Consider the following 21,735-nt stretch of genomic DNA (forward strand, 5'->3'; position numbering starts at 1 on the left):
TCTTCCGAGACTCAGGAAGTCGCCTCGAAGAAGTCGATGAGCGCCGCGTTCACCTCGTCCGGGCGCTCCTGCTGAGTCCAGTGGCCGCAGCCCGCCAGCTGGAGAGGCTCGCGCCGCAGGTTCGGCATCAGTTCGGGCAGGCGCTCGATGAGTTCGGGCGTGCCGGGGAAGGCGGGGACGACGTCACGGTCGCCGTAGACGTACAGGGCGGGCGGGGTGACGACGGCACCGTGCCATGCAGCGGTCAGTTCCCAGTTGCGGTCGAGGTTGCGGTACCAGTTGAGCGCCCCGGTGAAGCCTTGGGAGAAGCTCTCGGTGAGCGCGTCGAGGTCGTCCTCGGTGAACCACTCGGGCAGTACCTCGGGGTCGGGCATGGTCGCGAGCCAGCCGCGCTCGGGGTCGACCAGCGGCTGCCGGCCCTCGCCGGCGCCGGGAGCGTCACCGGAAGCCGCGTAGAAGATCTTCCGCAGAGCGCTGCGTGTGTCCTTCGCCAGCTCGGCGTCGGCGACGCCGGGCCGGTTGAAGTAGTTCCAGTAGAAGCGGCCCCCGAAACGCCGGTCCATGGAGGCCAGCGGAGGCTGGGTCCCGCGGAAGGGGGGCGGTACGCTCAGGCCGGCCACCCCGAGCACCATGTCCGGTCGCAGCAGGGCGGTGTGCCAGGCGACCGGCGCGCCCCAGTCGTGCCCGACGACGTACGCCTTCTCCTCACCCAGGGCCTGGATCAGTCCGACGACGTCACCGACCAGGTGGAGGATGGTGTAGGCGTCGACATCGCGGGGGTGGTCGCTGCGTCCGTATCCACGCTGGTCGGGGGCGACCACGCGGAACCCCGCGCCGGCCAGGGGGCCGAACTGGCGGTGCCAGGAGTGCCAGGACTCGGGGAAGCCGTGCAGCAGCACGACCAAGGGGCCGTCGCCCTGCTCGGCGATGTGCAGCCGAACGCCGTTCACGTCAACCATGCGATGCTCAACCATGGACCTGAGCGTAGGCACCGTGATCATCGCGTGGTGGTACCGCTCCTGAGCCTGTCGCGGGCCTGCCCTGTTCGCTCACCCGGGCTCCACAAAGTACGCCGCCACGTCGATGAGGGAGGGTCGTCTCCTCACGCGCCCCAGAGCGTGACGTACACCGGGGGCCGGAACCGGGAGGGCGGGACACCCGCGCCGGGTGCGCGCATGATGCGGGTCGCCGCGGGCGTGTGCAGGAAGTGCAGGAACGCGTCGGTGGCCGGTGAACGGTGCTCCGGCTGCAGAACGGTGGCGTGCCACGTGGCGTCCGACGGTGTGGCCGGGGTCTCCAGGATGCGCAGCTCGTCCCGGAGGATGCGGGGCGACACCAGATGGGCCAACGCCGGTGCCACTCCCGCACCCTCGGCGGCGGCCGCCCAGGTCGCGGCCTGGTTGGGGAACACCCACACATGCCCTTCGGCCACTCCGAGCCGGCGCAGCAGCCGCCCGGAGTCCGCGTCCGGATCGGTCCCGGAGGAATCGACCAGCCATGACCACCGCGGCGGGGGACCCGGCGGCCGCGGCGACCTGGCACCGGACACCACGACCAGCTGGGTGCGGAACAGCGGCTCGCTGACCAGTTCGCCCCTGCGGGCGGCGCCGAGGTACGGCCCGAGCGCGACGTCGGCCAGCCGGTTCTCCACCAGTACGCGGATCTCGTTGCCGGAGGCCACCCCGAACGAGGTCTCGGTCCTGCGCCCCGAGCGGGAGGCGAAGGCCTCCACGAGCGACGGGAGCACGAACTCGGCCAGCGTGCTCGTGGCGACGACCCGCAGTTCGTCGGGCGCGCCCCGTGCCGCCCGCACCGCGGCCTCGGCATCCGCGCTCAGTGCGACCATCCGCGACGCGACCGGCAGCAGCCGCGCCCCGGCGGGTGTCAGACGCATCCCACCGCCGCCGGTGCGCCGGATGAGCGGATCGCCGTAGTGGGTCCGCAGCGCGGCGAGCGCCTGCGACACCGCGGACTCGCTCACGTCCAGAGCCCGCGCCGCGGCGCCCACCGAACCGAGCCGGGCAACCAGCACGAAGGTGCTGAGCTGCGTGACGGTCACCGTCCGATTTTCTCGCGTTCGGGGTGATAAGTGAATGCTTATCCACCCATTGCACGGCCGGTACGGAAGAGCGCAACATCACTTCAGCAACGGGCACAGCGACCCAGGAGGGCCCGATGCAAGTTCCGGCTGCATTCCAGTACGAGAGGGCCACCAGCCTTGAGCAGGCCGTCGAGCTGCTCACACGGTACGGCCCCGAAGCCCGGGTGGTGGCGGGCGGACACAGCCTGCTGCCGATGATGAAGCTGCGGCTGGCCCAGCCCGAAGCCCTGATCGACATCAACGGCCTCGGCGAGCTGGCGCTCATCCGGGTGGACGGTCACGACCTGGCCGTCGGAGCGATGGTCCGCCACGCGGACCTGCTCGCCTCGCCGGTCGTCGGCGAGCACTTCCCCATCCTGCGGGACGCGGAACGGGTCATCGCCGATCCGCTCGTCCGCAACCGCGGCACCGTGGGCGGCTCACTGTGTCAGGCCGACCCGTCGGAGGACCTGTCCGCGGCGTTCTCGGCACTGCGCGCGACCCTCGTCGCCCAAGGGCCCGGCGGCAGGCGCACCATCCCGATCAGGGAGTTCTTCCTCGGACCGTACGAGACCGCGCTCAACGAGGCGGAGCTTCTGGTGGAGATCCGCGTGCCCATCCGTTCGCACGCCAGCGCCTACCGCAAGGTCGAGCGCCGGGTCGGCGACTGGGCGGTCGTCGCCGCGGGAGCGGTGCTGGAGATCTCCGGCGGGGTCGTCACCGAGGCCGGCATCGGCCTGACCGCGGTGGGTGCCCCACGGTTCGTGGCCGAGCAGGCCGAGGACTTCCTGCGGGGCGGACGACCGGACGACGAGGCCTTCGCCGAGGCGGGCCGGATCGCCGCGCAGGAATGCAGGCCGACGGCCGACCAGCGCGGCCCGGTCGACTACAAGCGGCATCTGGCCGGGGAGCTCACTATGCGGGCGCTGCGCGCCGCCGCCGCACGTGCCCAGGGGCAGGAGGCGTGACATGCGGATCACCGTGACCGTGAACGGCGAGCAGCACACGAGGGACGTGGAGCCCAGGCTGCTGCTCGTGCACTTCCTGCGCGACGAACTCGGACTCACCGGCACCCACTGGGGCTGCGACACCTCCAACTGCGGGGTGTGCACCGTCTGGCTGGACGGGACGCCGGTCAAGTCCTGCACCGTGCTGGCGGTGATGGCCGACGGCCATGAGGTGCGCACCGTCGAGGGCTTGGCGCACGGGGCCGAACTCGACCCGGTGCAACAGGGATTCATCGCCTGCCACGGGCTGCAGTGCGGCTTCTGCACGCCGGGGATGATGATGACCGCCCGCTGGCTGCTCGACCACAACGCCGACCCGTCCGAGGAGGACATCCGCGAGGCCATCTCCGGACAGGTGTGCCGCTGCACCGGTTACGAGAACATCGTGCGCTCCGTCCGCTGGGCCGCCGAGCACGGCGGCGGGCGGCAGACCGCCGATGCGGGCACCGAGCCGGCGCCCGGCCGCGAGGAGGTGAGGGCATGACGACCACCGAGGAGCGGCCGGTCGGTTTCGGACGGATGCCCCGCAAGGAGGACGCGCGGTTCGTCCGCGGCCACGGGACCTACGTCGACGACGTACGGCTGCCCGGCATGCTGCACGGCGCCATTCTGCGCAGCCCGCTGGCGCACGCCCGGATCGTGTCGATCGACACCAGCGCCGCCGAGGCGCACCCGAAGGTCAAGGCCGTGATCACCGGGGAGACCCTGGCCGGACTCGGGCTGGCCTGGATGCCCACGATCTCGTACGACACCCAGGCGGTACTGGCCACCGACAAGGTGCGCTTCCAGGGCCAGGAGGTCGCCTTCGTCGTCGCCGAGGACCGTTACGCCGCGCGGGACGCTCTCGAGCTGATCGACGTGGAGTACGAGCCGCTGCCGCCGGTCGTCGACGCGCTGCGGGCGATGGAGCCGGACGCACCGGTGATCCGCGACGACAAGGAGGGCCAGCGGGACAACCACATCTTCGACTGGTCGGCGGGCGACAAGGAGCGCACCGACGAGGTCTTCGCGGGCGCCGAGGTCGTGGTGGCGCAGGACATGCTGTACCCGAGGGTGCACCCGGCGCCGCTGGAGACCTGCGGCACCGTCGCGGACATGGACGCCATCACCGGGAAGCTGACGGTGTGGTCCACCACGCAGGCCCCGCACGCCCACCGCACGCTGTACGCGATGGTGGCCGGCATCCCGGAGCACAAGATACGCATCATCTCCCCGGACATCGGAGGCGGATTCGGCAACAAGGTCGGCATCTACCCGGGTTACGTGTGCGCGGTCGTCGGTTCGATCGTCACCGGCAAGCCGGTCAAGTGGGTGGAGGACCGCTCGGAGAACCTGATGAGCACGTCGTTCGCCCGCGACTACCACATGCACGGGGAGATCGCGGCGACCAAGGACGGGAAGATCCTGGGCCTGCGCGTCCAAGTGATCGCCGACCACGGCGCGTTCAACGCCACCGCGCAGCCGACGCAGTTCCCGGCCGGCTTCTTCGGGGTGTTCACCGGCTCGTACGACCTGGCCGCCGCGCACTGCACCGTCACCGGTGTCTATACCGACAAGGCGCCCGGCGGTGTCGCCTACGCCTGCTCGTTCCGCGTCACCGAGGCCGTGTACCTGGTCGAGCGCATGGTCGACGTGCTCGCCGCCGAACTCGACATGGACCCGGGCGAGTTGCGGATGCGCAACCTGCTGCGGCCCGGGCAGTTCCCGTACCGGACGCAGACCGGGTGGGAGTACGACTCCGGCGACTACCCACGCGCCCTGCGGCTGGCGATGGACATCGCGCACTACGAGGACCTGCGCCGGGAGCAGGCCGAGAAGCGCGAGCGCGGCGAGCTGATGGGCATCGGGGTCAGCTTCTTCACCGAGGCCGTCGGCGCGGGCCCGCGCAAGCACATGGACATCCTGGGACTGGGCATGGCCGACGGTGCCGAGCTGCGGGTCCACCCGACCGGCAAGGCCGTCCTGCGGATCTCCGTGCAGACCCAGGGGCAGGGCCACGAGACGACGTTCGCGCAGATCGTCGCCGAGGAACTGGGCATCCCGCCCGAGGACGTCGAGGTGGTGCACGGCGACACCGACCAGACCCCCTTCGGGCTCGGCACCTACGGATCCCGCTCGACACCGGTGTCCGGAGCGGCGGCCGCGTTGGTCGCCCGCAAGGTGCGCGAACGCGCGAAGATCGTCGCCTCCGCGATGCTCGAAGTGAGCCCGGACGACCTGGAATGGGAGAAGGGCCGCTGGTTCGTCACGGGCGACCCCGACCAGGGCAGGACCATGGCCGAGATCGCGCTCGCCGCACACTCCAACCTGGAGTTGCCCGAAGGCGTCGAGGGCCATCTGGACGCCAGCTGCGTCTACAACCCGCCGAACCTCACCTTCCCCTTCGGCGCGTACATCTGCGTCGCCGACGTGGACGCGAACACCGGCCAGGTGAAGGTCCGCCGGTTCGTCGCCGTGGACGACTGCGGCAACCGGATCAACCCCATGATCGTCGAGGGACAGGTGCACGGCGGACTCGCCGACGGCCTCGGCATGGCGCTCATGCAGGTGATCGCCTTCGACGAGGACGGCAACTGCCTCGGCGGGTCGTTCATGGACTACCTCCTGCCCACCTCGGTCGAATGCCCCTCGTGGGAGCTCGGCGAGACCGTCACCCCCTCCCCGCACCACCCCATCGGAGCCAAGGGCGTCGGCGAGTCCGCCACGGTGGGCTCGCCCGCCGCGGTGGTCAACGCCGTGGTCGACGCGCTGAAGCCGCTCGGGGTACGCCATGTCGACATGCCGCTGACGCCCGCCGCGGTGTGGCGGGCCGCGCAGGGCCGGCCGCTGCGCACGGACCTGGCGATCACCTGAGGCGCCCGCGATGACGAACCCCGAACTGCTGACCCGGGCGGACGCGCTCCGGCACGGCCGGACCCCGTTCGTGCTGGCCACCGTCGTCCACGCGGAACGGCCCACGAGCGCCAAGCCCGGGGACAGCGCGCTGGTGCTGCCCGACGGCACCATCGAGGGCTTCGTGGGCGGCAGCTGCGCCGAGACGACCGTGCAACTGCAGGGCCTGCGGGTCCTCCAGACCGGCGAGTCGCTGCTGCTGAGGATCACGCCCGGCGTGGACACCGGCACCGAAGGCGCGCGGGAGTCCGTCGAAGGCCTGGTCACGGTGGCCAATCCCTGCCTGTCGGGCGGGACGCTCGACATCTTCCTGGAGGCCAACCTCCCCCCGGCACTGGCGTACGTCTACGGACACGCCCCCATCGCCCGCGCCCTGCTCGACGTCGGCCGTGTGCTCGGCCTCGACGCCCGGCCGGCCTCGCCCGGGGAGCCGCTGCCGCCCGACCTGGACGTCGTCGTCATCGCCACACACGGCCGCGACGAGGAGACCCTGCTGATCGAGGCCGCACGCGCCGGAGTTCCGTACATCGGGCTGGTGGCCAGTCCGAAGCGCGGCGCGGCGGTGCTCGCCGGGCTGGACGTCACCGAGGAACAACGCGCGCACGTCCACACCCCGGCCGGTCTGGACATCGGCGCGCGGACCCCGGGAGAGATCGCGCTGTCGGTGTACGCCCAGATCATCGCCCTGCGGCCGCAGACGGCCCGGGCAACGCGCCCCAGAACCGGCACCGCCGCGCCGCAGGCCGTGGCCGAGGGCGTGGATCCCGTGTGCGGCATGACCGTGCCGATCACACCCGACACCCTCTCACTGGACCGGTCCGGGAGCAGGGTGTACTTCTGCGGGCCGGGGTGCCGGCACGCCTTCGCCGACGACCCCTCCCGTTACGCGCATGCCTGACCTCGACCCCCTCGTACCCGATGTCCCCGCCCTGCGCTCGCGTCTCGACGCGGTCGGCTACCTGGCCGACGACGCCCTGGCCACGGCGCTGCTGCTGGCCGTGCGCATGCGGCAGCCGATCCTGCTGGAGGGCGAGCCCGGCGTCGGCAAGACCGAGGCGGCCCGCGCGCTCGCCGCCGTGCTGGACACCCCGCTGATCCGGCTGCAGTGCTACGAGGGACTGTCCTCGGCCGAGGCCCTGTACGAGTGGAACTACCCACGGCAGTTGCTGGCCATCCGGCTCGCCGAGTCCCGCGGGGAGCCCCTGCGGGACGCCGACCTGTTCACCGAGGACTACCTGCTGCCACGGCCGCTGCTCGCCGCGATCTGCCACCCGGGACCGCGGCCCGCCGTGCTCCTCATCGACGAGGTGGACCGCGCCGACGACGAGTTCGAGGCGTTCCTGCTGGAACTGCTCGCCGACGCCGCGGTCACCATCCCCGAACTGGGCACGCGGACGGCCGCGGTACCCCCGGTGGCCGTACTGACCTCCAACCGCACCCGGGATCTGCACGACGCGCTCAAACGCCGCTGCCTCTACCACTGGATCGACTACCCGGACACCGCACGGGTCGCCGCGATCATCCGCAGACGGGTGCCGGAGTCGGCCGAGTGGCTGGCCCCGCGCGTGGCGCACGGAGTGGCGCGCCTGCGGGCCCGGCAGGAGCTCACCAAGCCGCCCGGCATCGCCGAGGCGATCGACTGGGCCGGCGCGCTGCACACACTGGGCCTGTCCGTCCTCGACGCCGACGCCGCCGACCGCACCCTGGGGGCGGTGCTCAAGTACGCCGAGGACCTTGCGGCCGTGCGCCGGGCGGGACTGGCGGACCTGATCGACGCGAAGCCAGGCACCGATGCCTGACCTGCCGGAACTGGCCGCCTCGTTCACCGCCGCCCTGCACGCAGCGGGGGTCGAGGCGGGCCCCGACCGTACCCGCAGCTTCGCCCGGGCGCTCACCCTGCTGGCACCGTCGACGACGCGCGAACTGCGGCACTGCGCGCTCGCCACCCTGGTGTCCGACCCCGAGCAGATCGAGCCGTTCGACGCGGTCTTCCGGGAGGTCTTCGGCGGCCCGGCCGACCGCGGAGCACAGCGCGGTCAGCCCGGTGACCCGGCGCGCTCGCTCCCGCGCACCCTTCCCGGCCGCGTCCCCGGCGCCCGCGAAGCCACCGCGGACGGACGCAGCCGGGAGGCCGACGCACAGCCGCGGGAGGCTCCGGTCCCGCTCGCCGCGAGTCCGCTCGACCGTCTCGCGAGCCGCGACTTCGCGGACCTGTCCGCCGAGGAACTGGCGCGGCTCGCCGAGGTGATGCGCACCCTCGTGCTCCGCACCCCGACCCGGCCGTCCCGCCGGCACCGCACCGCACGACACGGTGCGCGCATCGACGTGCGCCGCACCCTCTCCGACAGCCGCCGCACCGGCGGACACCCGCTGCGGCTACGCCGCTTCGTGCCCCGCACCCGCCCTCGCGACCTCGTCGTGCTCTGCGACATCTCCGGCTCGATGGAGCCCTACGCCCGCGCGATGCTGCAACTGCTCTACTGCGCCGCCCGCGCCACCCACGCCGAGGTCTTCACCTTCGCCACCCGCCTCAGCCGCCTCACGCCCGTCCTGCGGCGGGCCGGGCCGGACGACGCCCTGGCACGGGCCGGACGGGCGGCCCCGGACTGGTCCGGGGGCACCCGGATAGCGGAGTGCCTGGCGGAGTTCAACGAGCGGTTCGGACGGCGCGGCATGGCGCACGGCGCCGTGGTCGCCATCGTCTCCGACGGCTGGGACACCGGCCCGCCCGCCGATCTCGCCACCCACATGGCGCGGCTGTCCCGGGTCGCCTACCGCGTCGTCTGGGTCAACCCGCGTACGGCGAGCCCGCGTTACCGTCCGCTCGTGGCCGGCATGGCCGCGGCACTGCCCTACTGCGACGCCGTCGTCAGCGCCCACAACCTCGCGGCCCTGGACGACTTCACCGCCGCACTGTCCGCCCCGCGCCGCCGCCGATGACCACCGCTGCAGACAGCCCCTGCCGCTGTGTCAGTTGCCGGCGCCGGGCTGTCCGTCCGGCGCCTGGAGGTGGACGTAGGGCTGCAGTGCCGCCGCGTCCAGTGGCCCGTGGACCGGTGCGGGAGCAGTGGCCGGGCACTGCTGCGGGAGCGGTTCGAAGCGTTCCGCCTGTCCCAGCTCGGGTTCGCCGGGGAAGCCGAGCCGTGCCCAGACGAGGCCGGCCAGGTCCGGCAGCAGCGGCCGGCCGAGCAGCGCCAGGCCGACCAGCCACTCCGAGTCGGAGTCGAGTGGAGTGCGCGCCCAGTCGTCGAGCGCCCGCACGGCGGCCGTCAGGTCGGGTGAGTACGGGGTGAGCAGCGCGTACTGGTCGGCCGCAGCCTTGAGCGCCAGGTCGGGCCGCCGCACCGGACCGGTTTGCTGACGCAGCCGGTCGAGGGCCGGGCGCAGTACCTTGGCGTCCCAGTCGCGCAGGGCGTTGACGTGCCCGGTCAACGTCTCGGTCGACGTCTCGGCGGGGCCGTGGTCGAGTGGCGCGTGGAGCAGGGCGTAGCGCAGCTCGTCGGAGGTCACGGACGTGCCTTCCAGCAGCTCGGAGAGCCAGATACCGTGCCGCTTGCTGGTGGAGCACTTGCGCCCCTCGAAGTGCAGCATGCCGTTGACGACCGTGGCGTCGAAGGGGCGCAGTGTCCCCTGCGAGCCCTGTGCCAGCACGTCGGGGACGAGCAGCCCAGGGGTGGAGTTGTCGCTGCCGAACAGGCCGACCGTCGTGACGCCGCTGTCCGGAGCGAACGGGTTCACGGAGGCGCCGGTCAGTGCTTGGTGCACCTCACCGCAGTAGACGCTGTAGAGGAAGTAACCGTTGCTGATGACCTTCCCCGTGGGCAGCGTCCCGCTCCGGACGCCCCAGTCGCCCTGTCCGGTCAGCCGTACACGGCCGCCGTGCTTGTCCAGGGCACGCAGCAGCGGAGCGAGGAACACGGGCCGCAGCCCGGCCGCCCGGTGCCGGTCGGCGACGGCCTCTGGATCGGCGGCCGTCGCGAACCAGTTCTCCTCCGTGCGCCACTCGACGGGGCTGTCCGTGAGCCGGGACCGCGCCCGGAGGATCTGCTCGGGGACGAAGTACTCGCCGCAGTAGGTGCAGGTGCTGCCCCCGCACGGGCGCTCGCAGTGCGGGCAGTCGCCCGCGATCCACGGGCCGACGAGCGGCCGGCCCGTGTCCTGCGCGTAGGGGATCCGCTCCCTCTCCGGACGGGCGGCGCCGGTCGTCCGCAGCCGGGTCAGGACGTTCTCGTGCAGCCGCCGGTAGGCGTCCCGGTGGTCGGGGCCCGCCGGATCGATCCACACGTCCAGGTCGATGGAGAGGCGGGCGAGGTCGCGCGCGATCCCCGTGTGGTGGTCGCGGTAGGTCTCCTCCGGGGAGCGGCCCTCGCTGTGGGCGGCGGCCACCACCCAGTCCTCGTAGGCGTCGCTGCCGGTGACGACCGCGACCTCGTGGCCCTGGGCACGCAGCGCCCGGGCGATGACGTCGGCCCGGAGATAGGTGCCGCCGCCGTGGCCGATGTGCAGCCGGCCGTTGGGCGTCGGCTGCATGGGAACGAGCAGGACCCTGTGATGGATGGGCATGGGAGCGGGGTCACCCCTTGGCGAGGACGGTCACGAGCAGGTCGGTCAGGTCGGGCAGGGCGGCGATCCCGGGTCCGGTCCACGAGCGCGGCTCACCGCACTCCACCAGGACGGCGGTCATGCCCGCGGCGGCGGCACCGGCAAGTTCCCCGTCGGTGCCGTCACCGACGAATATGCAGGCCGACGGTGGCACACCGAGCCGGGCGGCGGCCGTGCGGAACAGTTCCGGATCCGGTTTCATGACGCCGGCCTCCGCGGAGAGCAGCAGTTCGTCGAAGCGGTCCGCGAAGGCCGACTCACGCACCATCTCCCGCACGTCGGAAGTGCAGTTGGAGACCAGTGCCGTGCACAGGCCCAACTGCCTCGCCACCGTCACGGCCTGGACGGCGCCCGGCAGCGGGGTGGCGAAGGCCTCGCCGTGCAGCCGGCGGCGGGTGGCCGCCGCCCGAGCCGCCTGGGCCGGCGACCAGGTACCCGCCAGATGGTCGCGCAGCCAGTCCAGGTAGTCGGCGAACGGCCTGGTCTCACGCACCTCCCTGGTGCGCTTCCACGCGTCCGCGAGATCCTCGGGCCGCTGCCCGAGCGCCACGGTGGTGGCCTCGAACGTGCGCCGTTTCAGCTCGTCCGGCAGCGGCACCAGTGTCTTCCACAGGTCGAACAGCACGGCGCGGGGCTCGCCGGGCCACGACAGTACGACGGGCTCCTGCCAGCGGGAGTTGTCGAGCATCACGTCCGCGAGCGTCCCTGGTGCGTGCTCGTCCAGATACGCCCGTTGGGCCGGCAGGTATTTGTCGCGGTACTTCCGCATCACCTCTTCGCCCTGGGCGGGCAAGTCGCGCGACCGGGCCCGTTCCAGCACCGTGTCCTCGTCCACGTGCAGGTGCACGAAGAGGTCGACATGGGGCTTGGTCTCCGCGCGGTACAGGAAGACGCCCTCCAGGATCACCACACTGCCGGGATCGAAGTCGTAGCGGATCGTGGTCCACTCGTCCGTCGGCAGGTCGAGGCGCGCCACGGTGCGGTGCAACCGCCCGTCGGCCCGCAGCGGGGCCAGGACTTCGGCGGCCAGCCGCGTGAAGTCGATGCTGCGCTCGTAGTACTGGCGCGGCTCCGGCAGCGCGGGGTCGTAACGTTCGGCCCGCGGGCGGTGGAAGTCGTCGACGTGCACCACTGCGGCGGGCACGCCCCTGTCCTGCAGCGCGACCCGCAGCCGTTCGGCCAGCCTCGACTTGCCCGCGGTGTCGACTCCGGTGACGCCGACCACGTACGGGCGTGTCGGGGTGCCGGTCCGCCGCTCGCCGATCAGCGCGGCCAGCGCGTCCAGAACCGGTCCGCCGCTCATACGCCCACCTCCGTCACCCGTGCTGCCAGGCGGTCCAGGCGGCTCGCCAGTCGCTCGTACAGGTCGCTCGCGTAGGCGGTGTCGTCCCTGCGGTCGAGCGGGGTGGGTTCCACCCGCAGCACGGACAGCAGGGGGTGCGCGGTCCCGGTCAGCAGCAGTGCTCCGTCGTCGTCGGCGAGCAGCCGGGCGGGGGAGTCGCCGGGGCGCGCCGGCACGCCGTCCGCGTGGATGTCCGGCGCCTGGCCGTGGTAACCGAGCGCCTGGACGATCAGTGCGGCCTCGTCGAAGTCGTAGGCCGCGTCGGCGAGTACGGGTGCGTCCACGAGAGCGGCGCCGGGCACCTCGCCCGCCCAGAGGGCGCAGTACAGGGCGCGTGACTGGTGACGCAGCCCCGAGTCCCGGTAGACGATGCCGGTGGCCGGGCACACGTCGGCGACGGGGACGAACGGGCGCTCCCGGCCCGGCACCTGACCGAGCCGGGCGAGGTCCGCGCTGTCGTACATGAGCCGGGCCGGACCACGCCGGACGACCCGGAGGGCGGGCATGGGCGCGTCGGGGTGCTCGGCGCGCAGTTCGGCCCGCGCATCGAGCAGGGTCTGCAGGGCGGACATCGCGCTGTGCGAGCAGCCGGCGACGACGACCGGCCGGCCGGCGGCCGCGAGGAGCCTGTCCTTGACGTCCTGACGGTGGCCGATGGAGATCACGGTTCCCGACGCCAGTACCTTCGCCCGCCAGGGGGCCAGTTCCGGATGCGGCCGCTCGGTGCGCCCGGTGGCGAGCACCACGTGCCGTGCCGACTCCGTGCTGCCGTCGGAGAGTTGCAGCACGACCCGCCGCTGCCGGCTGTCGGCGTGCACCGCGACGACCGCGCTGCCCAGGCGCAACCCGTCCGGTCCGAGGGCATCCGCGAGCGTGCCTCCGAGTGCGGTCAGGGCGGTGGCCAGCCGCTCCATGGCCACCGGCTGCTCGGCGTGGACGACGTCGGCCAGCGCGGGGGAGTGGGCCAGGGACGCGAACGGGCCGCTAGGGTCCAGGTGTTTGAAGAAGCGGGAGCCGATGGAGGTGGTGGTGATCCTGTACCGCGCGAACCCGCCGGGGCCCACCGTGGTGCCACGCTCGTAGACGCGGATCCGCCGGCGCAGCAGGCCGGGGGCGGAGGCGAGGAACGTGGTGGTGCGGAAGCCGCCTCCGACGAACGCGATGTCGCTGTCGGCGGCGGGCTGTCGCGGCGTCGGGCGTGCCGGCCGGTGAGACATCAGATTCCCTCCGCCAGCAGCAGTTCGGTGAACCGGTCGCAGATGACGTCGGCCTCCTCGGGGGTGAGGATCAGGGGCGGGCGGACCTTCAGCACGTTGCCGTGTCCGTAACGCGAGGTACGCAGGACCAGACCGTGGTCCAGGGCACGTTCGGCCAGCCGGTTGGTGAGCGCGGCGCTGGGGCGTCCGGACTCGTCGACGATCTCGACGCCGATCATCAGACCCACTCCCCGCACGTCCGCGAGGTGTGGGTGCGTGCGGCGCAGGCTTTCCAGGCGGCCGAGGATGTGCGCGCCGGTGGCCCGCACGTTGGCGAGGAAGCCCGGGTCGTCGATGACGTCCAGGGTGGCGAGCGCCGCGGCGGCGGCCAGCAGGTTGGCCCCGTAGGTGAAGGAGTGGTCGTTGGTGGGCAGGCCCGCCAGCTCGTCACTGGTGAGGATGGCCGCGACCTGGGTGCCGGAACCGCCGAGTCCCTTGGCCACGGTGATGGCGTCGGGGTCCACGCTGAAGTGCTCGGCGGCGAACATGTGTCCCGTGCGGCCGATGCCGGTCTGCACCTCGTCGAAGATCAGCTTGATGTCGTGGGCGTCGCACAGCTCGCGCAGCGCGGCGAAGTACCCGTCCGGCGGCACGATGTTGCCGCCGTTGCCCGAGATGGGCTCCACGAGCACCGCCGCCACGCTGCCGCTGCTGGCGTACTCCAGGAAGTCGTTGATGCGGTCCACGCACATCAGGCCGCAACTGCGGGGATCCTGGCCGTAGAAGCAGCGCATGCAGTACGGGTCCGGCACCTGGAGTCCGCCGTGGTACAGCTGGGCCAGCGGCTGCTTGCGGAAGGCGTTGCCGGACAGGCTGGCCATCATCACCGTCTGGCCGACGTGGCTGCGGAAGAGGGTGATCACATCCCGTCGTCCGGTCGCGCGTTGTGCCATCTTCACCGCGCCCTCGTTCGCGGCCGACCCCCCGTCCACCTTCAGATGGGCCTTGCTGATCGTCTTCGGGGCCAGCTTCACCAAGCGGTGGGCCAGAGCGTTGATGGGCGCCGTCTGGAACCCGGACGTGACATGGATGAGCTGGTCGGCCTGTTCCTTGATGGCCCGGACCACCGCGGGGTGGCGGTAGCCGAGACTGAGGTTGAAGGTCGCGGACGCGCAGTCGATGTATCCGCGGCCTTCGGAGTCGTACAGGTAGATGCCTTCACCGGCCACCATCCGGGTGTCGGAGACCGGATAGTAGACGGCGCTGGTGTCGTCGACCTGCTGCTCGGGCACGAGGTCCGGGGCTACGAGATGAGGGGGCAGGGGCATACGAAGGCTCTCCAGGCTCATTGACGCTCTTCGACGGGGAAGCGGGAGGCGGGGCGGCGGCGCATGGGCCGCGCGGCGGCAAGGGGTGGGACCGGTGCTGCCGTTCAGGTCTGCTGGGCCGGGGCCAGCGCCCTGACCTCGGTGTACAGGCCTCGCGCCGCCAGCAGACGGGCCAGTTCCCGGGTCTCGGCGCCGGTACCGGACAGAAGACAGGACCAGCCCTCCACCTCGGCCTCCACGTAGGCGGAGATCACCTCGCGCACGGTCAGTCCGGGCAGGGCGTCGGCGATCAGGGACATGCCGTGGTCCACGGAATGCGGATCACCGGGCAGCAGACAGGCACCGAAGCCACCGCCCACCGGACGGGGACGCCAGGCAGCGCGCCAGCCCTCCTTCTGCGCCGTCCGCCAGAAGGCCCGCGCCTCGGCGAGCAGCGCGGAACGTGGCAGGGCGGCCAGCCGGCCGCTGATCCCCTCGGTGACGCCCTCGTCGCGGTGCCGTGTGAACGGCTGCCCCGTCGGCAGGCTGACCAGGTACTTCTCCACGTTGGGGCCGATCTCCTGGGGCTCGGTCGGGGTGTGCACACAGTTGGCGAACGCCGAGGTACCGAACCGTGCCCGCACCTCGCCGCGCAGGTGCGCGCAACGGCGCACCACGTCCGGCCCACGCACCACGATGACCTCGCACGGTCCGCTGGTCAGGTACAGCCTCAGCAACTCCGCGGTGATCGGGTACTTGGGCCCGGCGAACTTGGGCCAGGTGTCCATGACGTCCTCGTCCTCCAGACAGACCTCGTAGCGCAGCTCGACGGTCAGCTGCGAGGCCCCGAGGAGCTCGTCGACGTACGCACGCACCTGGGGGCAGCGGTAGCCGTCCGGCTTGACGACCAGGACGCTCAGCTCCCCCGGCGCCGCCGGGTGGGACATGGGATGACCTTTCTGTTCGAACGGTTCGTCGCTCATACGGCGAACTCGTAGCCGTCGTGCCGGCGGGCCAGCCGTGCCGAGACACGGAACGCGGTCAGCGCGGCGGCCAGCCACAGCGCGCCCGCGAGCGCGGCGCAGGCAGCCGGCCGTGCGACGGCGGCCGGACCGGCACCGTCGGCGAGAGCCCGCACCGCTGCGACGCCGTGCGTGGCCGGCAGCGCACTGGCCAGCAGGCGCACGCCGAACGGCCAGAAACCGGTCGGCACCTGGACCCCGCCGATCGCCATGGTGACGAGGAAGGCGGTGTTGAACACGATGTTGCGGACGGCCGGCGCGGCGAGCACGAAAGCGCCGAGGAACAGCCCGAAGCAGTACGTGCTGAACGCCGTCAGCAGTACCAGTGCCACCAGCACCGGAAGCTGCGCCGCCGCGAACTGCACGCCGAACAGCGGATCCAGCAGCACCAGCGCGACCAGCGAGGTCGCGCAGCCGCTCACGGGCCACTGCAGGCTGCGGCCGAGGAAGACCCACCCCATCTCGCTGGGCGCGGCGGCCAGCAGCGCCAACGTGCCGTGCGCGCGCTCCCAACTGGTCGACACCACCACCGTCATGGCCTCGATGACGCATGTCATCACCGAGTTGCCGAGGACGAGATAGCGGGTCTGACCGGGTGAGTGCAGGTAGGAGCCGAGCAGAGCGAAGAAGGCGACCTGGCACAGCATCCGGCCCAGCCAGCCGAACGTCCAGCTGTACCAGGTGTAGGTCGCGCGGAAGTCGGCGAAGGCATTGGCGGCGGCCGCGCGGACCACCCGGCCGACGCCGGTCGCACGGGAGGCGGTGATGTCCATGCGGCCTCACATCCGGGCCAGGGTGCCGGTGACCCGGACCCTGCGCAGAATTCGGTCGATCAGCAGCGTTCCGGCGGCGTAGCCGGCCAGCCCCAGCAGCACCACGGCCAGCAGGCCGCCCGTGGTGTCCCGGGCCGGACCGGGACTCACGGCGTCCCGCAGGAGATCCGCGCTCCAGGTCAGGAACACGGCCTTGCTGGCCGGGCGCAGCCAGTCCGGGAGGTAGCTCACGGGCACCAGGACCCCGCCGAGCAGGAAGAAGGGAAAGCTCAGTGTGTTCTGCAGGATCCGGGCGGAGGGGGCCAGCACGAACAGGGCCGACACACAGCTCGCGGTGCCCGCCATGGCGGCCGCGGTGAGCAGTACACCGACCACGAAGAGCAACGGGTGGGCGATCGTCACCACCAGGCCGAAGCCGGCCCAGGCGACGAGCCAGGCCTCCGCCAGGCTCAGCGTGCTCAGCACCGTCACGGCGGCGATCCGGGCCGTGACCACCGCCGAGTAGCGCGCCGGTGTGGCCACCACGGCCTCCAGCGTGCCCCGCTCCCGCTCGTGACCGATCAGCTCTCCACCCGCCATCAGCGCCATCGACCACAGCGACATCAGCACCGGTGCCAGCACGGCGAATCCGGCGAGGTCGCGCCGGTCGGCGTGTTCGGTGATGGCGAGGAAGACGCATGTGTACAGCGGCGCCGTCACGAAGACGTGGAGGGTGTCCGGGGTCCGCAGGGTCATCAGCACCTGAAGGCGGAACACCTGCCAGAACAGGGCGGGGGTCACCGGGCCACCCGCATTCCGCGGTCCCGCACCAGGTGCCGGTAGACCTCGGCCAGCCCGGGGCTGACCGTGGCCAGCGAGGTGACGCCGGCCGCGACCAGCCTGCGCAGCACCTCGGAGGTGGTCTCGGCGGCCGAGATCTCCACGGTGATCCGGCCGTCCGGCGTCCGGTCGACCGAGGAGACGCCGGTGAGTTGCCGTAGCTCCTCGGCGACGGACGCCGGCACCCCGGCCGCCTGCACGCACTCGTAGGCGGACATCTGCCGGGCCAGTACCTCCGGCCGGTCGGTCACCAGCACCTGACCGCGGTCGATCAGCGTGACCTGGTCGCACACGGCTTCGGCCTCCGCCATGTCGTGTGTGGTGATCAGCACGGTACGGCCCTCCGTGCGCAGCTCGTGCACCAGCGTGCGGAAGTCGAAGGCGGCCAGCGGGTCCATACCGGTGGTGGGCTCGTCGAGGATGAGGACCCGGGGATCGCTGACCAGTCCGCGGGCGAGGTGGAGGCGCTGCTTCATGCCCCGGGAGAAGCCGTCGACACGGTCTCCCGCCCGCTCGCTCAGGCCGACCCGTTCCAGCAACCCGTCGACCCGGCGCGCGAGTTCGCGGCCGTGCAGGCCGTAGAGCGCGCCCCACAGGGTGAGGTTCTGGCGGGGGGTGATACGGCCGTACAGGCCCCGGTCGCCGCCGAAGGCGATGCCGATCAACGGCTTGACCGCACGCGGCGCGGCGGCCACGTCGTGCCCGCACACCCGGGCCGTGCCGCCGCTGGGCAGCAGGACGGTGGTGAGGATCTTGCACAGGGTCGTCTTCCCGGCGCCGTTCGGGCCGAGCAGGCCGTGCACCTCGCCGGTGCGGACGGTCAGGTCGATGCCGCGCAGCGCGGAGACCGTCGCGCCGGGCCGTCGTCGGGAGCCGAACTCGCGGGTGAGCGCGGTCACTTCGATCGCGGGTACGTCCGGGTTCGTCATGCGCCGGCCTCCTCACCCGCCGCCGCGGCGAGGGCCGCAGCATGCACGTCCGGATCCACGAGTTCGTCCGCCACCAGCAGGAAGTCACCGACCGGGGTGCGGGCCAGGGACAGCGCGGACCGGTGTTCGAGGAGACACCGCTGCCCGGGGCGTGCCGTACGGGTCAGGGGCATGCCCCAGACCGGCTGTCCCGCCGCCAGCCGTGCCGCCACCGTTCGGTCCGGTTGCGGTACCGGCCGGTCCGCGGCGGCACGGCGAGCGGACTCCTCGGCCGCGCCGACGGCCAGGGCCTGCCGAAGCTGCCCGGCTGCCGGGTGCGCGACGGCGTCGCTCAGCAGATCGACCAGTTCCAGGAGTTCGGGCGCCAGCCGGTGGCCGGCCGCCGCCTCGGCCATTGCCGCCGGTGCCGCCGCACCGCTGTCGAGCAGCATCAGCAGGTCGACGGCGTCCTTGGTGTGGAACTCCCGCTGGAAGCGCTCTTCCGCCACCGACAGCAGGTCGGCGAGAGACTGCTCGGCGGGCAGGTCCGGGCGGACGGGCACGGTGGCGAAGTCGCCGGAGAACGCCGCTGTGCACAGCTCCACACGGATCTCCTCCTCCAGCAACGCGTCGGGGGAGGGCCACAGCACGGCGAGCATGACGTGCAGTCGCCCATCGGCGGTGAACAGCGACAACTCCGCGGGCTCGCCGCCCAGCGAGCACAGGGTGCCCGCGGCCCGCCACAGCTGCTCCTCGTCCGATGCGACGAGGTCGAGGTCACCGACCGGGCGCCGGACACCGGGCGGATAGTGGGCGGCGAGGGAGGGCCCCTTGACGGTACGCAGCCCGCTGTAGCCGTCCAGCGCCGTACGCAGCTCGGCGTAGCGGGCCGCACGGGAGGCCGCCCTGGCCAGCAGATCCCTGCTGCCGCTGCCGGCCTCGACGCCTTCCACGACGGCCAGCGAGACGACCAACTGGGCGAGCGTGCCCGAGGTCTGCTGGGCGCGGCGCACCAGACGGTATGCGCCCTCGTGCTCCGGGACCTGCAACAGCCGGTGCAACAGTGCGAGGTCGAGTCGTGTGACGGTCATGCCGGGCCCGCTCCCTTCAGCGTCGCGGCCAGTTCTTCGGTACGGGCCCTCCAGTAGCGGTGGTCCACCGTCCAGCCCCGCGCACACAGGCTTTCGGTGACCTGGTCGCCGTTGCCGTCGGGCCCGTGCACCACGTGCCCGATCAACGGCGTCCGTGCCGCCCGGGCGAGGGACGCGCAAGCGGCGACCAGGGCCGCGCGGCCCGCGGGGGCGTCCGCGTCGGGCTCGACGAGAACGTCCACCAGTTCCATGTGGGACCGTGCCGAGATCTCGTCCCAGGCCCGGCCGATGACGGTCGCGTGCCCCACGGGCACACCGTGCTCCCATACCAGCAGGGAGTGCCGGGTCGGAGTGTCGAGCAGGGCGTCGGCCTCGGCGGCCGCGGCCCCGGGATCCACCGGCCGGCCCTGCTCGCGCGCGGCGTGCAGGATGGCACGCACCAGCCAGTTCGCCAGCATCGGCCGGTGTTCCTCCTCGGCCGGGGTGACGCGGGGGCCGGCCGGGGCGACCGGGACGTCGGCGTCCGCGGCCAGCCGTACGTAGGTGAGCTCTCGGTGCCACGGTCGCGGTAGCCGGACCTGCGCACCGGTGCGCACGACGACGACCGAGGTGTCGGGGTGGCCGGCGAGCAGGGCCCGCCACAGGGAGGGCGCGGTGGTGGAGTCCGACAACAGCCCGGGGTCCGCGTACTCCACCAGCAGACGCCGGGCGTCCGACAGGGGATCGGTGGAGTCGCCCGCCACAAAGGGCAGGCCGGACACCGTGCGCAGCAGACCTGCGTCGCGCGCGGCCTCCAGATAGCTTTCGACGGCGTACGTCATGCGGCCACCGATCGAACGGTCAGCAGGAGGTGCCGCCGGACGTCCGCGGCGGCGCGCCGGACGTCCGCGGCGCTCACCCGGCGCAGCTCGGTGATCTCTTCCTCCAGGCTCCAGGGGCGTCCCGCCGAGCAGCTGCGCTCGGCGATCAGCTTGGCGTACTCCAGGGGTGTCTCCGACTCCAGGACGAGGCTCATCTCCGCCTGCCGCACCGCCGCGTCGAAGTCGTCGGGTGACGGGCCCTGTTCGGCGACGGCAGTCAGCAACTCGTCCACGACGGCGTGGACCCGGTCGGCAGCGGACGCCTCCGCGCCGATCAGCAGCCGCCAGGCACCGGCCTCCCGGTAACCGCGGTCCCACGCGTGGAACGAGTAGGACAGTCCGTGCTCGCTGCGCAGTGTGCGGTACAGCAGGGAAGAGGGGCTGGAGCCGAGAAGGTGGGCGAGGACGCCATGGGCGGCGCGCCCCGGGACTCCGGCCCTGGGGGAGCGTGCGCCGAAGCAGAGCCAGGCGAAGTCGCGGCTCGCGGGGTCGGGCAGTGGATCGCCGGCGCCGACGGGCTCCAGGGGTACGTGCGGCGCCTCGGCCACCGGCCGACCGGTCGCGCGGGCGGCGGCCCGGGTCAGCACCTGCGGGACGCGCGGTCCCACGACGACCAGGAAACCCGGGGCCCGGACGAATCGTTCGCGGTGGACGGCCTGCAGGTCACTCGCGGTCACCGCGCCCAGCTGGTCCGGCTCACCGCCGACCGGGCGGCCCAGCGGATGTCCGGGAAAGAGCTGGGCGAGCACCGCGTCCTGGACGGCGTCCGCGGGGTCGGCGGCCCCTGCCGCCAATTCCTGCAGCACCACGGTTCGTTCGCTGTCCAGGGTGCTGTCGCCGAGCGCCGGTTCGAACACGGCGCGCAGGAGAGCGGCGGCGACGTCCTCCGCGTCGTCGGCGTGCACCTGTGCGTAGTAGAGCATCACTTCGAGGCCCGTCTGGGCATTGGCCTGACCGCCGCGGCGCTCCACGTACTCGCTGAACGACAGGTGCGTCCCGCCCTCGCCGAGAGGGCAGGACATCACCAGGTGCTCCAGAAGGTGGGCGATCCCGCCGCGGCCCTCCGGGTCGTCGCGGGAACCGTGGGCCAGCGCCCAGCAGATACTGGTGGTTTTCAGCCGTTCGTCGACCACGGTCAGCAGGGGGACGGACGCGGTTGCCGGCCCCGCAGGACGGGTGGTGAGGTCGTAGTCGGTCAAGGGCCACTCTCTCGGGGCCGTACGCGGCGGCGGGCCGACGCGATGTGCGGATGAACGAAGGGGGGAGGGGGCGGCGCACCGGCGGCTGCCGGGGAAACGGAACTCCCCGGCAGCCGCGCATCATGCGGGGCCTCAGGCCTTGGTGGCCTTGACCTTCACCTTGTCCAGGCGGGGACGCATGCCGACGGCGTGGTTGCGAGTCATGTCGCTCTCCTTCGATTTCTCGGTTCTCTGTGCGGCCGGAAGGCCCGACCGATGAGAACGCTAGGCAGCGCGTGTCAACAGGCCGTCGACAGCCGGTCGGTGACCGACTTCGATCAATCGTTGATCAACTGTTGACGCGACCGTGCCACCCTGTGCGCTGACAGGTACAAGCGGCCCCGCCGCACGGAGTGAGAGACACGCGACATGATGCGCACGAAGAAACGGAAGCCGACCCGGTGGCAGTACGCCGCCGCCCTCGGGCTCGTCGGCCTTCTGACCGGCATGATCGGCACCGCCGCGAGCGCGGGGGCCGACGCCGGGGCCCGCAGTGGCCACCACGTCGCCGCCTGGAACAGCACGGGCTCCAGCTGCAGCACCTGCACGATCACGAGCTGAGGGCGTCCTCAAGGGGGTGAGGGAGGGGTCGGCCTCT

General features: G+C 72.3%; 20 protein-coding genes. 7 read left to right on the plus strand and 13 right to left on the minus strand.

The features are described from left to right. Positions 1-11: 11 nt before the first annotated feature. Together ACIRVH_RS40965 and ACIRVH_RS40970 are read right to left on the minus strand one after the other, a co-directional pair. Positions 12-974 (minus strand): alpha/beta fold hydrolase, encoded by a 963-nt coding sequence (locus tag ACIRVH_RS40965; RefSeq protein ID WP_403964786.1) that lies wholly within the window; start codon positions 972-974, stop codon positions 12-14. Positions 975-1,102: 128 nt separating this feature from the next. Further along, positions 1,103-2,059 carry a LysR family transcriptional regulator gene (locus ACIRVH_RS40970; protein WP_403964788.1) on the minus strand — a complete coding sequence of 319 codons (957 nt, stop codon included), beginning with the start codon at positions 2,057-2,059 and terminating at the stop codon, positions 1,103-1,105. 116 nt (positions 2,060-2,175) lie between these two features. On the opposite strand from ACIRVH_RS40970, the gene ACIRVH_RS40975 reads away from it, so the two are divergent. The 6 genes from ACIRVH_RS40975 to ACIRVH_RS41000 are packed head-to-tail and all read left to right on the plus strand — an operon-like array spanning position 2,176 to position 8,919. After that, entirely contained in the window at positions 2,176-3,048 is an 873-nt protein-coding gene (locus ACIRVH_RS40975; protein ID WP_403964790.1) for an FAD binding domain-containing protein, read from the plus strand. Position 3,049: 1 nt separating this feature from the next. After that, on the plus strand, positions 3,050-3,571 hold the full coding sequence (locus tag ACIRVH_RS40980) for a (2Fe-2S)-binding protein (protein WP_403964792.1): 522 nt from the start codon (positions 3,050-3,052) through the stop codon (positions 3,569-3,571). After that, the gene (locus tag ACIRVH_RS40985) at positions 3,568-5,940 is read left to right on the plus strand and encodes an aerobic carbon-monoxide dehydrogenase large subunit (RefSeq protein ID WP_403964794.1); all 2,373 of its coding nucleotides are present in this window, start codon (positions 3,568-3,570) and stop codon (positions 5,938-5,940) included. Before ACIRVH_RS40980 ends, ACIRVH_RS40985 begins: the two co-directional genes overlap by 4 nt. Before the next feature lie 10 nt (positions 5,941-5,950). Continuing rightward, positions 5,951-6,877 carry an XdhC family protein gene (locus tag ACIRVH_RS40990; RefSeq protein ID WP_403964796.1) on the plus strand — a complete coding sequence of 309 codons (927 nt, stop codon included), beginning with the start codon at positions 5,951-5,953 and terminating at the stop codon, positions 6,875-6,877. Then, positions 6,870-7,778, plus strand: a complete 909-nt coding sequence (locus ACIRVH_RS40995; protein ID WP_403964797.1) for an AAA family ATPase — start codon at positions 6,870-6,872, stop codon at positions 7,776-7,778. Before ACIRVH_RS40990 ends, ACIRVH_RS40995 begins: the two co-directional genes overlap by 8 nt. Continuing rightward, positions 7,771-8,919, plus strand: coding sequence for a VWA domain-containing protein (locus ACIRVH_RS41000; RefSeq protein ID WP_403964799.1), 1,149 nt, complete (start codon positions 7,771-7,773; stop codon positions 8,917-8,919). Before ACIRVH_RS40995 ends, ACIRVH_RS41000 begins: the two co-directional genes overlap by 8 nt. Positions 8,920-8,949: 30 nt before the next feature. Here ACIRVH_RS41000 and ACIRVH_RS41005 read toward each other — a convergent pair whose 3' ends face one another. The 11 genes from ACIRVH_RS41005 to ACIRVH_RS41055 form a co-directional block, all read right to left on the minus strand. Next, the gene (locus ACIRVH_RS41005) at positions 8,950-10,542 is read right to left on the minus strand and encodes a class I tRNA ligase family protein (RefSeq protein WP_403964801.1); all 1,593 of its coding nucleotides are present in this window, start codon (positions 10,540-10,542) and stop codon (positions 8,950-8,952) included. Between the two features lie 10 nt (positions 10,543-10,552). Continuing rightward, positions 10,553-11,884 carry an HAD-IA family hydrolase gene (locus ACIRVH_RS41010; RefSeq protein ID WP_403964803.1) on the minus strand — a complete coding sequence of 444 codons (1,332 nt, stop codon included), beginning with the start codon at positions 11,882-11,884 and terminating at the stop codon, positions 10,553-10,555. Further along, positions 11,881-13,140 (minus strand): hypothetical protein, encoded by a 1,260-nt coding sequence (locus ACIRVH_RS41015; protein ID WP_403964805.1) that lies wholly within the window; start codon positions 13,138-13,140, stop codon positions 11,881-11,883. The genes ACIRVH_RS41010 and ACIRVH_RS41015 overlap by 4 nt, the downstream gene beginning before the upstream one ends. Beyond that, the gene (locus tag ACIRVH_RS41020) at positions 13,140-14,468 is read right to left on the minus strand and encodes an aspartate aminotransferase family protein (RefSeq protein WP_403964807.1); all 1,329 of its coding nucleotides are present in this window, start codon (positions 14,466-14,468) and stop codon (positions 13,140-13,142) included. The genes ACIRVH_RS41015 and ACIRVH_RS41020 overlap by 1 nt, the downstream gene beginning before the upstream one ends. Before the next feature lie 83 nt (positions 14,469-14,551). Beyond that, positions 14,552-15,373: a hypothetical protein gene (locus tag ACIRVH_RS41025; RefSeq protein WP_403964808.1), complete on the minus strand. Its 822-nt coding sequence runs from the start codon at positions 15,371-15,373 to the stop codon at positions 14,552-14,554. 32 nt (positions 15,374-15,405) lie between these two features. Continuing rightward, positions 15,406-16,221, minus strand: a complete 816-nt coding sequence (locus ACIRVH_RS41030) for a hypothetical protein (RefSeq protein WP_403964810.1) — start codon at positions 16,219-16,221, stop codon at positions 15,406-15,408. Between the two features lie 6 nt (positions 16,222-16,227). Next, a complete protein-coding gene (locus tag ACIRVH_RS41035) occupies positions 16,228-17,001 on the minus strand; it encodes an ABC transporter permease (protein ID WP_403964812.1) in 774 nt (257 codons plus the stop codon). Further along, on the minus strand, positions 16,998-17,969 hold the full coding sequence (locus tag ACIRVH_RS41040) for an ABC transporter ATP-binding protein (protein ID WP_403964814.1): 972 nt from the start codon (positions 17,967-17,969) through the stop codon (positions 16,998-17,000). The genes ACIRVH_RS41035 and ACIRVH_RS41040 overlap by 4 nt, the downstream gene beginning before the upstream one ends. Next, entirely contained in the window at positions 17,966-19,039 is a 1,074-nt protein-coding gene (locus ACIRVH_RS41045; RefSeq protein ID WP_403964816.1) for a hypothetical protein, read from the minus strand. The genes ACIRVH_RS41040 and ACIRVH_RS41045 overlap by 4 nt, the downstream gene beginning before the upstream one ends. After that, positions 19,036-19,860, minus strand: a complete 825-nt coding sequence (locus ACIRVH_RS41050; protein WP_403964818.1) for a hypothetical protein — start codon at positions 19,858-19,860, stop codon at positions 19,036-19,038. Before ACIRVH_RS41050 ends, ACIRVH_RS41045 begins: the two co-directional genes overlap by 4 nt. Continuing rightward, entirely contained in the window at positions 19,857-21,098 is a 1,242-nt protein-coding gene (locus ACIRVH_RS41055; protein ID WP_403964820.1) for a M16 family metallopeptidase, read from the minus strand. Before ACIRVH_RS41055 ends, ACIRVH_RS41050 begins: the two co-directional genes overlap by 4 nt. A 408-nt stretch (positions 21,099-21,506) precedes the next feature. Between ACIRVH_RS41055 and ACIRVH_RS41060 the strand changes: the two genes are divergently transcribed. Continuing rightward, the gene (locus ACIRVH_RS41060; RefSeq protein ID WP_403964822.1) at positions 21,507-21,698 is read left to right on the plus strand and encodes a hypothetical protein; all 192 of its coding nucleotides are present in this window, start codon (positions 21,507-21,509) and stop codon (positions 21,696-21,698) included. The last annotated feature ends 37 nt before the right edge of the window (positions 21,699-21,735 follow it).

Source organism: Streptomyces sp. NPDC101165 (assembly GCF_044768135.1).
GTDB lineage: Bacteria > Actinomycetota > Actinomycetes > Streptomycetales > Streptomycetaceae > Streptomyces.

Coding starts and splice junctions, on each gene's coding strand:
- ACIRVH_RS41045 (WP_403964816.1), bottom strand. CDS start 19,039: ATGACCGTCACACGACTCGACCTCGCACTGTTGCACCGGCTGTTGCAG.
- ACIRVH_RS41015 (WP_403964805.1), bottom strand. CDS start 13,140: ATGTCTCACCGGCCGGCACGCCCGACGCCGCGACAGCCCGCCGCCGAC.
- ACIRVH_RS40995 (WP_403964797.1), top strand. CDS start 6,870: ATGCCTGACCTCGACCCCCTCGTACCCGATGTCCCCGCCCTGCGCTCG.
- ACIRVH_RS41050 (WP_403964818.1), bottom strand. CDS start 19,860: ATGACGTACGCCGTCGAAAGCTATCTGGAGGCCGCGCGCGACGCAGGT.
- ACIRVH_RS41030 (WP_403964810.1), bottom strand. CDS start 16,221: ATGGACATCACCGCCTCCCGTGCGACCGGCGTCGGCCGGGTGGTCCGC.
- ACIRVH_RS41005 (WP_403964801.1), bottom strand. CDS start 10,542: ATGCCCATCCATCACAGGGTCCTGCTCGTTCCCATGCAGCCGACGCCC.
- ACIRVH_RS41000 (WP_403964799.1), top strand. CDS start 7,771: ATGCCTGACCTGCCGGAACTGGCCGCCTCGTTCACCGCCGCCCTGCAC.
- ACIRVH_RS40985 (WP_403964794.1), top strand. CDS start 3,568: ATGACGACCACCGAGGAGCGGCCGGTCGGTTTCGGACGGATGCCCCGC.
- ACIRVH_RS40965 (WP_403964786.1), bottom strand. CDS start 974: ATGGTTGAGCATCGCATGGTTGACGTGAACGGCGTTCGGCTGCACATC.
- ACIRVH_RS41020 (WP_403964807.1), bottom strand. CDS start 14,468: ATGAGCCTGGAGAGCCTTCGTATGCCCCTGCCCCCTCATCTCGTAGCC.
- ACIRVH_RS41040 (WP_403964814.1), bottom strand. CDS start 17,969: ATGACGAACCCGGACGTACCCGCGATCGAAGTGACCGCGCTCACCCGC.
- ACIRVH_RS41025 (WP_403964808.1), bottom strand. CDS start 15,373: ATGTCCCACCCGGCGGCGCCGGGGGAGCTGAGCGTCCTGGTCGTCAAG.
- ACIRVH_RS40975 (WP_403964790.1), top strand. CDS start 2,176: ATGCAAGTTCCGGCTGCATTCCAGTACGAGAGGGCCACCAGCCTTGAG.
- ACIRVH_RS41010 (WP_403964803.1), bottom strand. CDS start 11,884: ATGAGCGGCGGACCGGTTCTGGACGCGCTGGCCGCGCTGATCGGCGAG.
- ACIRVH_RS40990 (WP_403964796.1), top strand. CDS start 5,951: ATGACGAACCCCGAACTGCTGACCCGGGCGGACGCGCTCCGGCACGGC.
- ACIRVH_RS40980 (WP_403964792.1), top strand. CDS start 3,050: ATGCGGATCACCGTGACCGTGAACGGCGAGCAGCACACGAGGGACGTG.
- ACIRVH_RS41060 (WP_403964822.1), top strand. CDS start 21,507: ATGATGCGCACGAAGAAACGGAAGCCGACCCGGTGGCAGTACGCCGCC.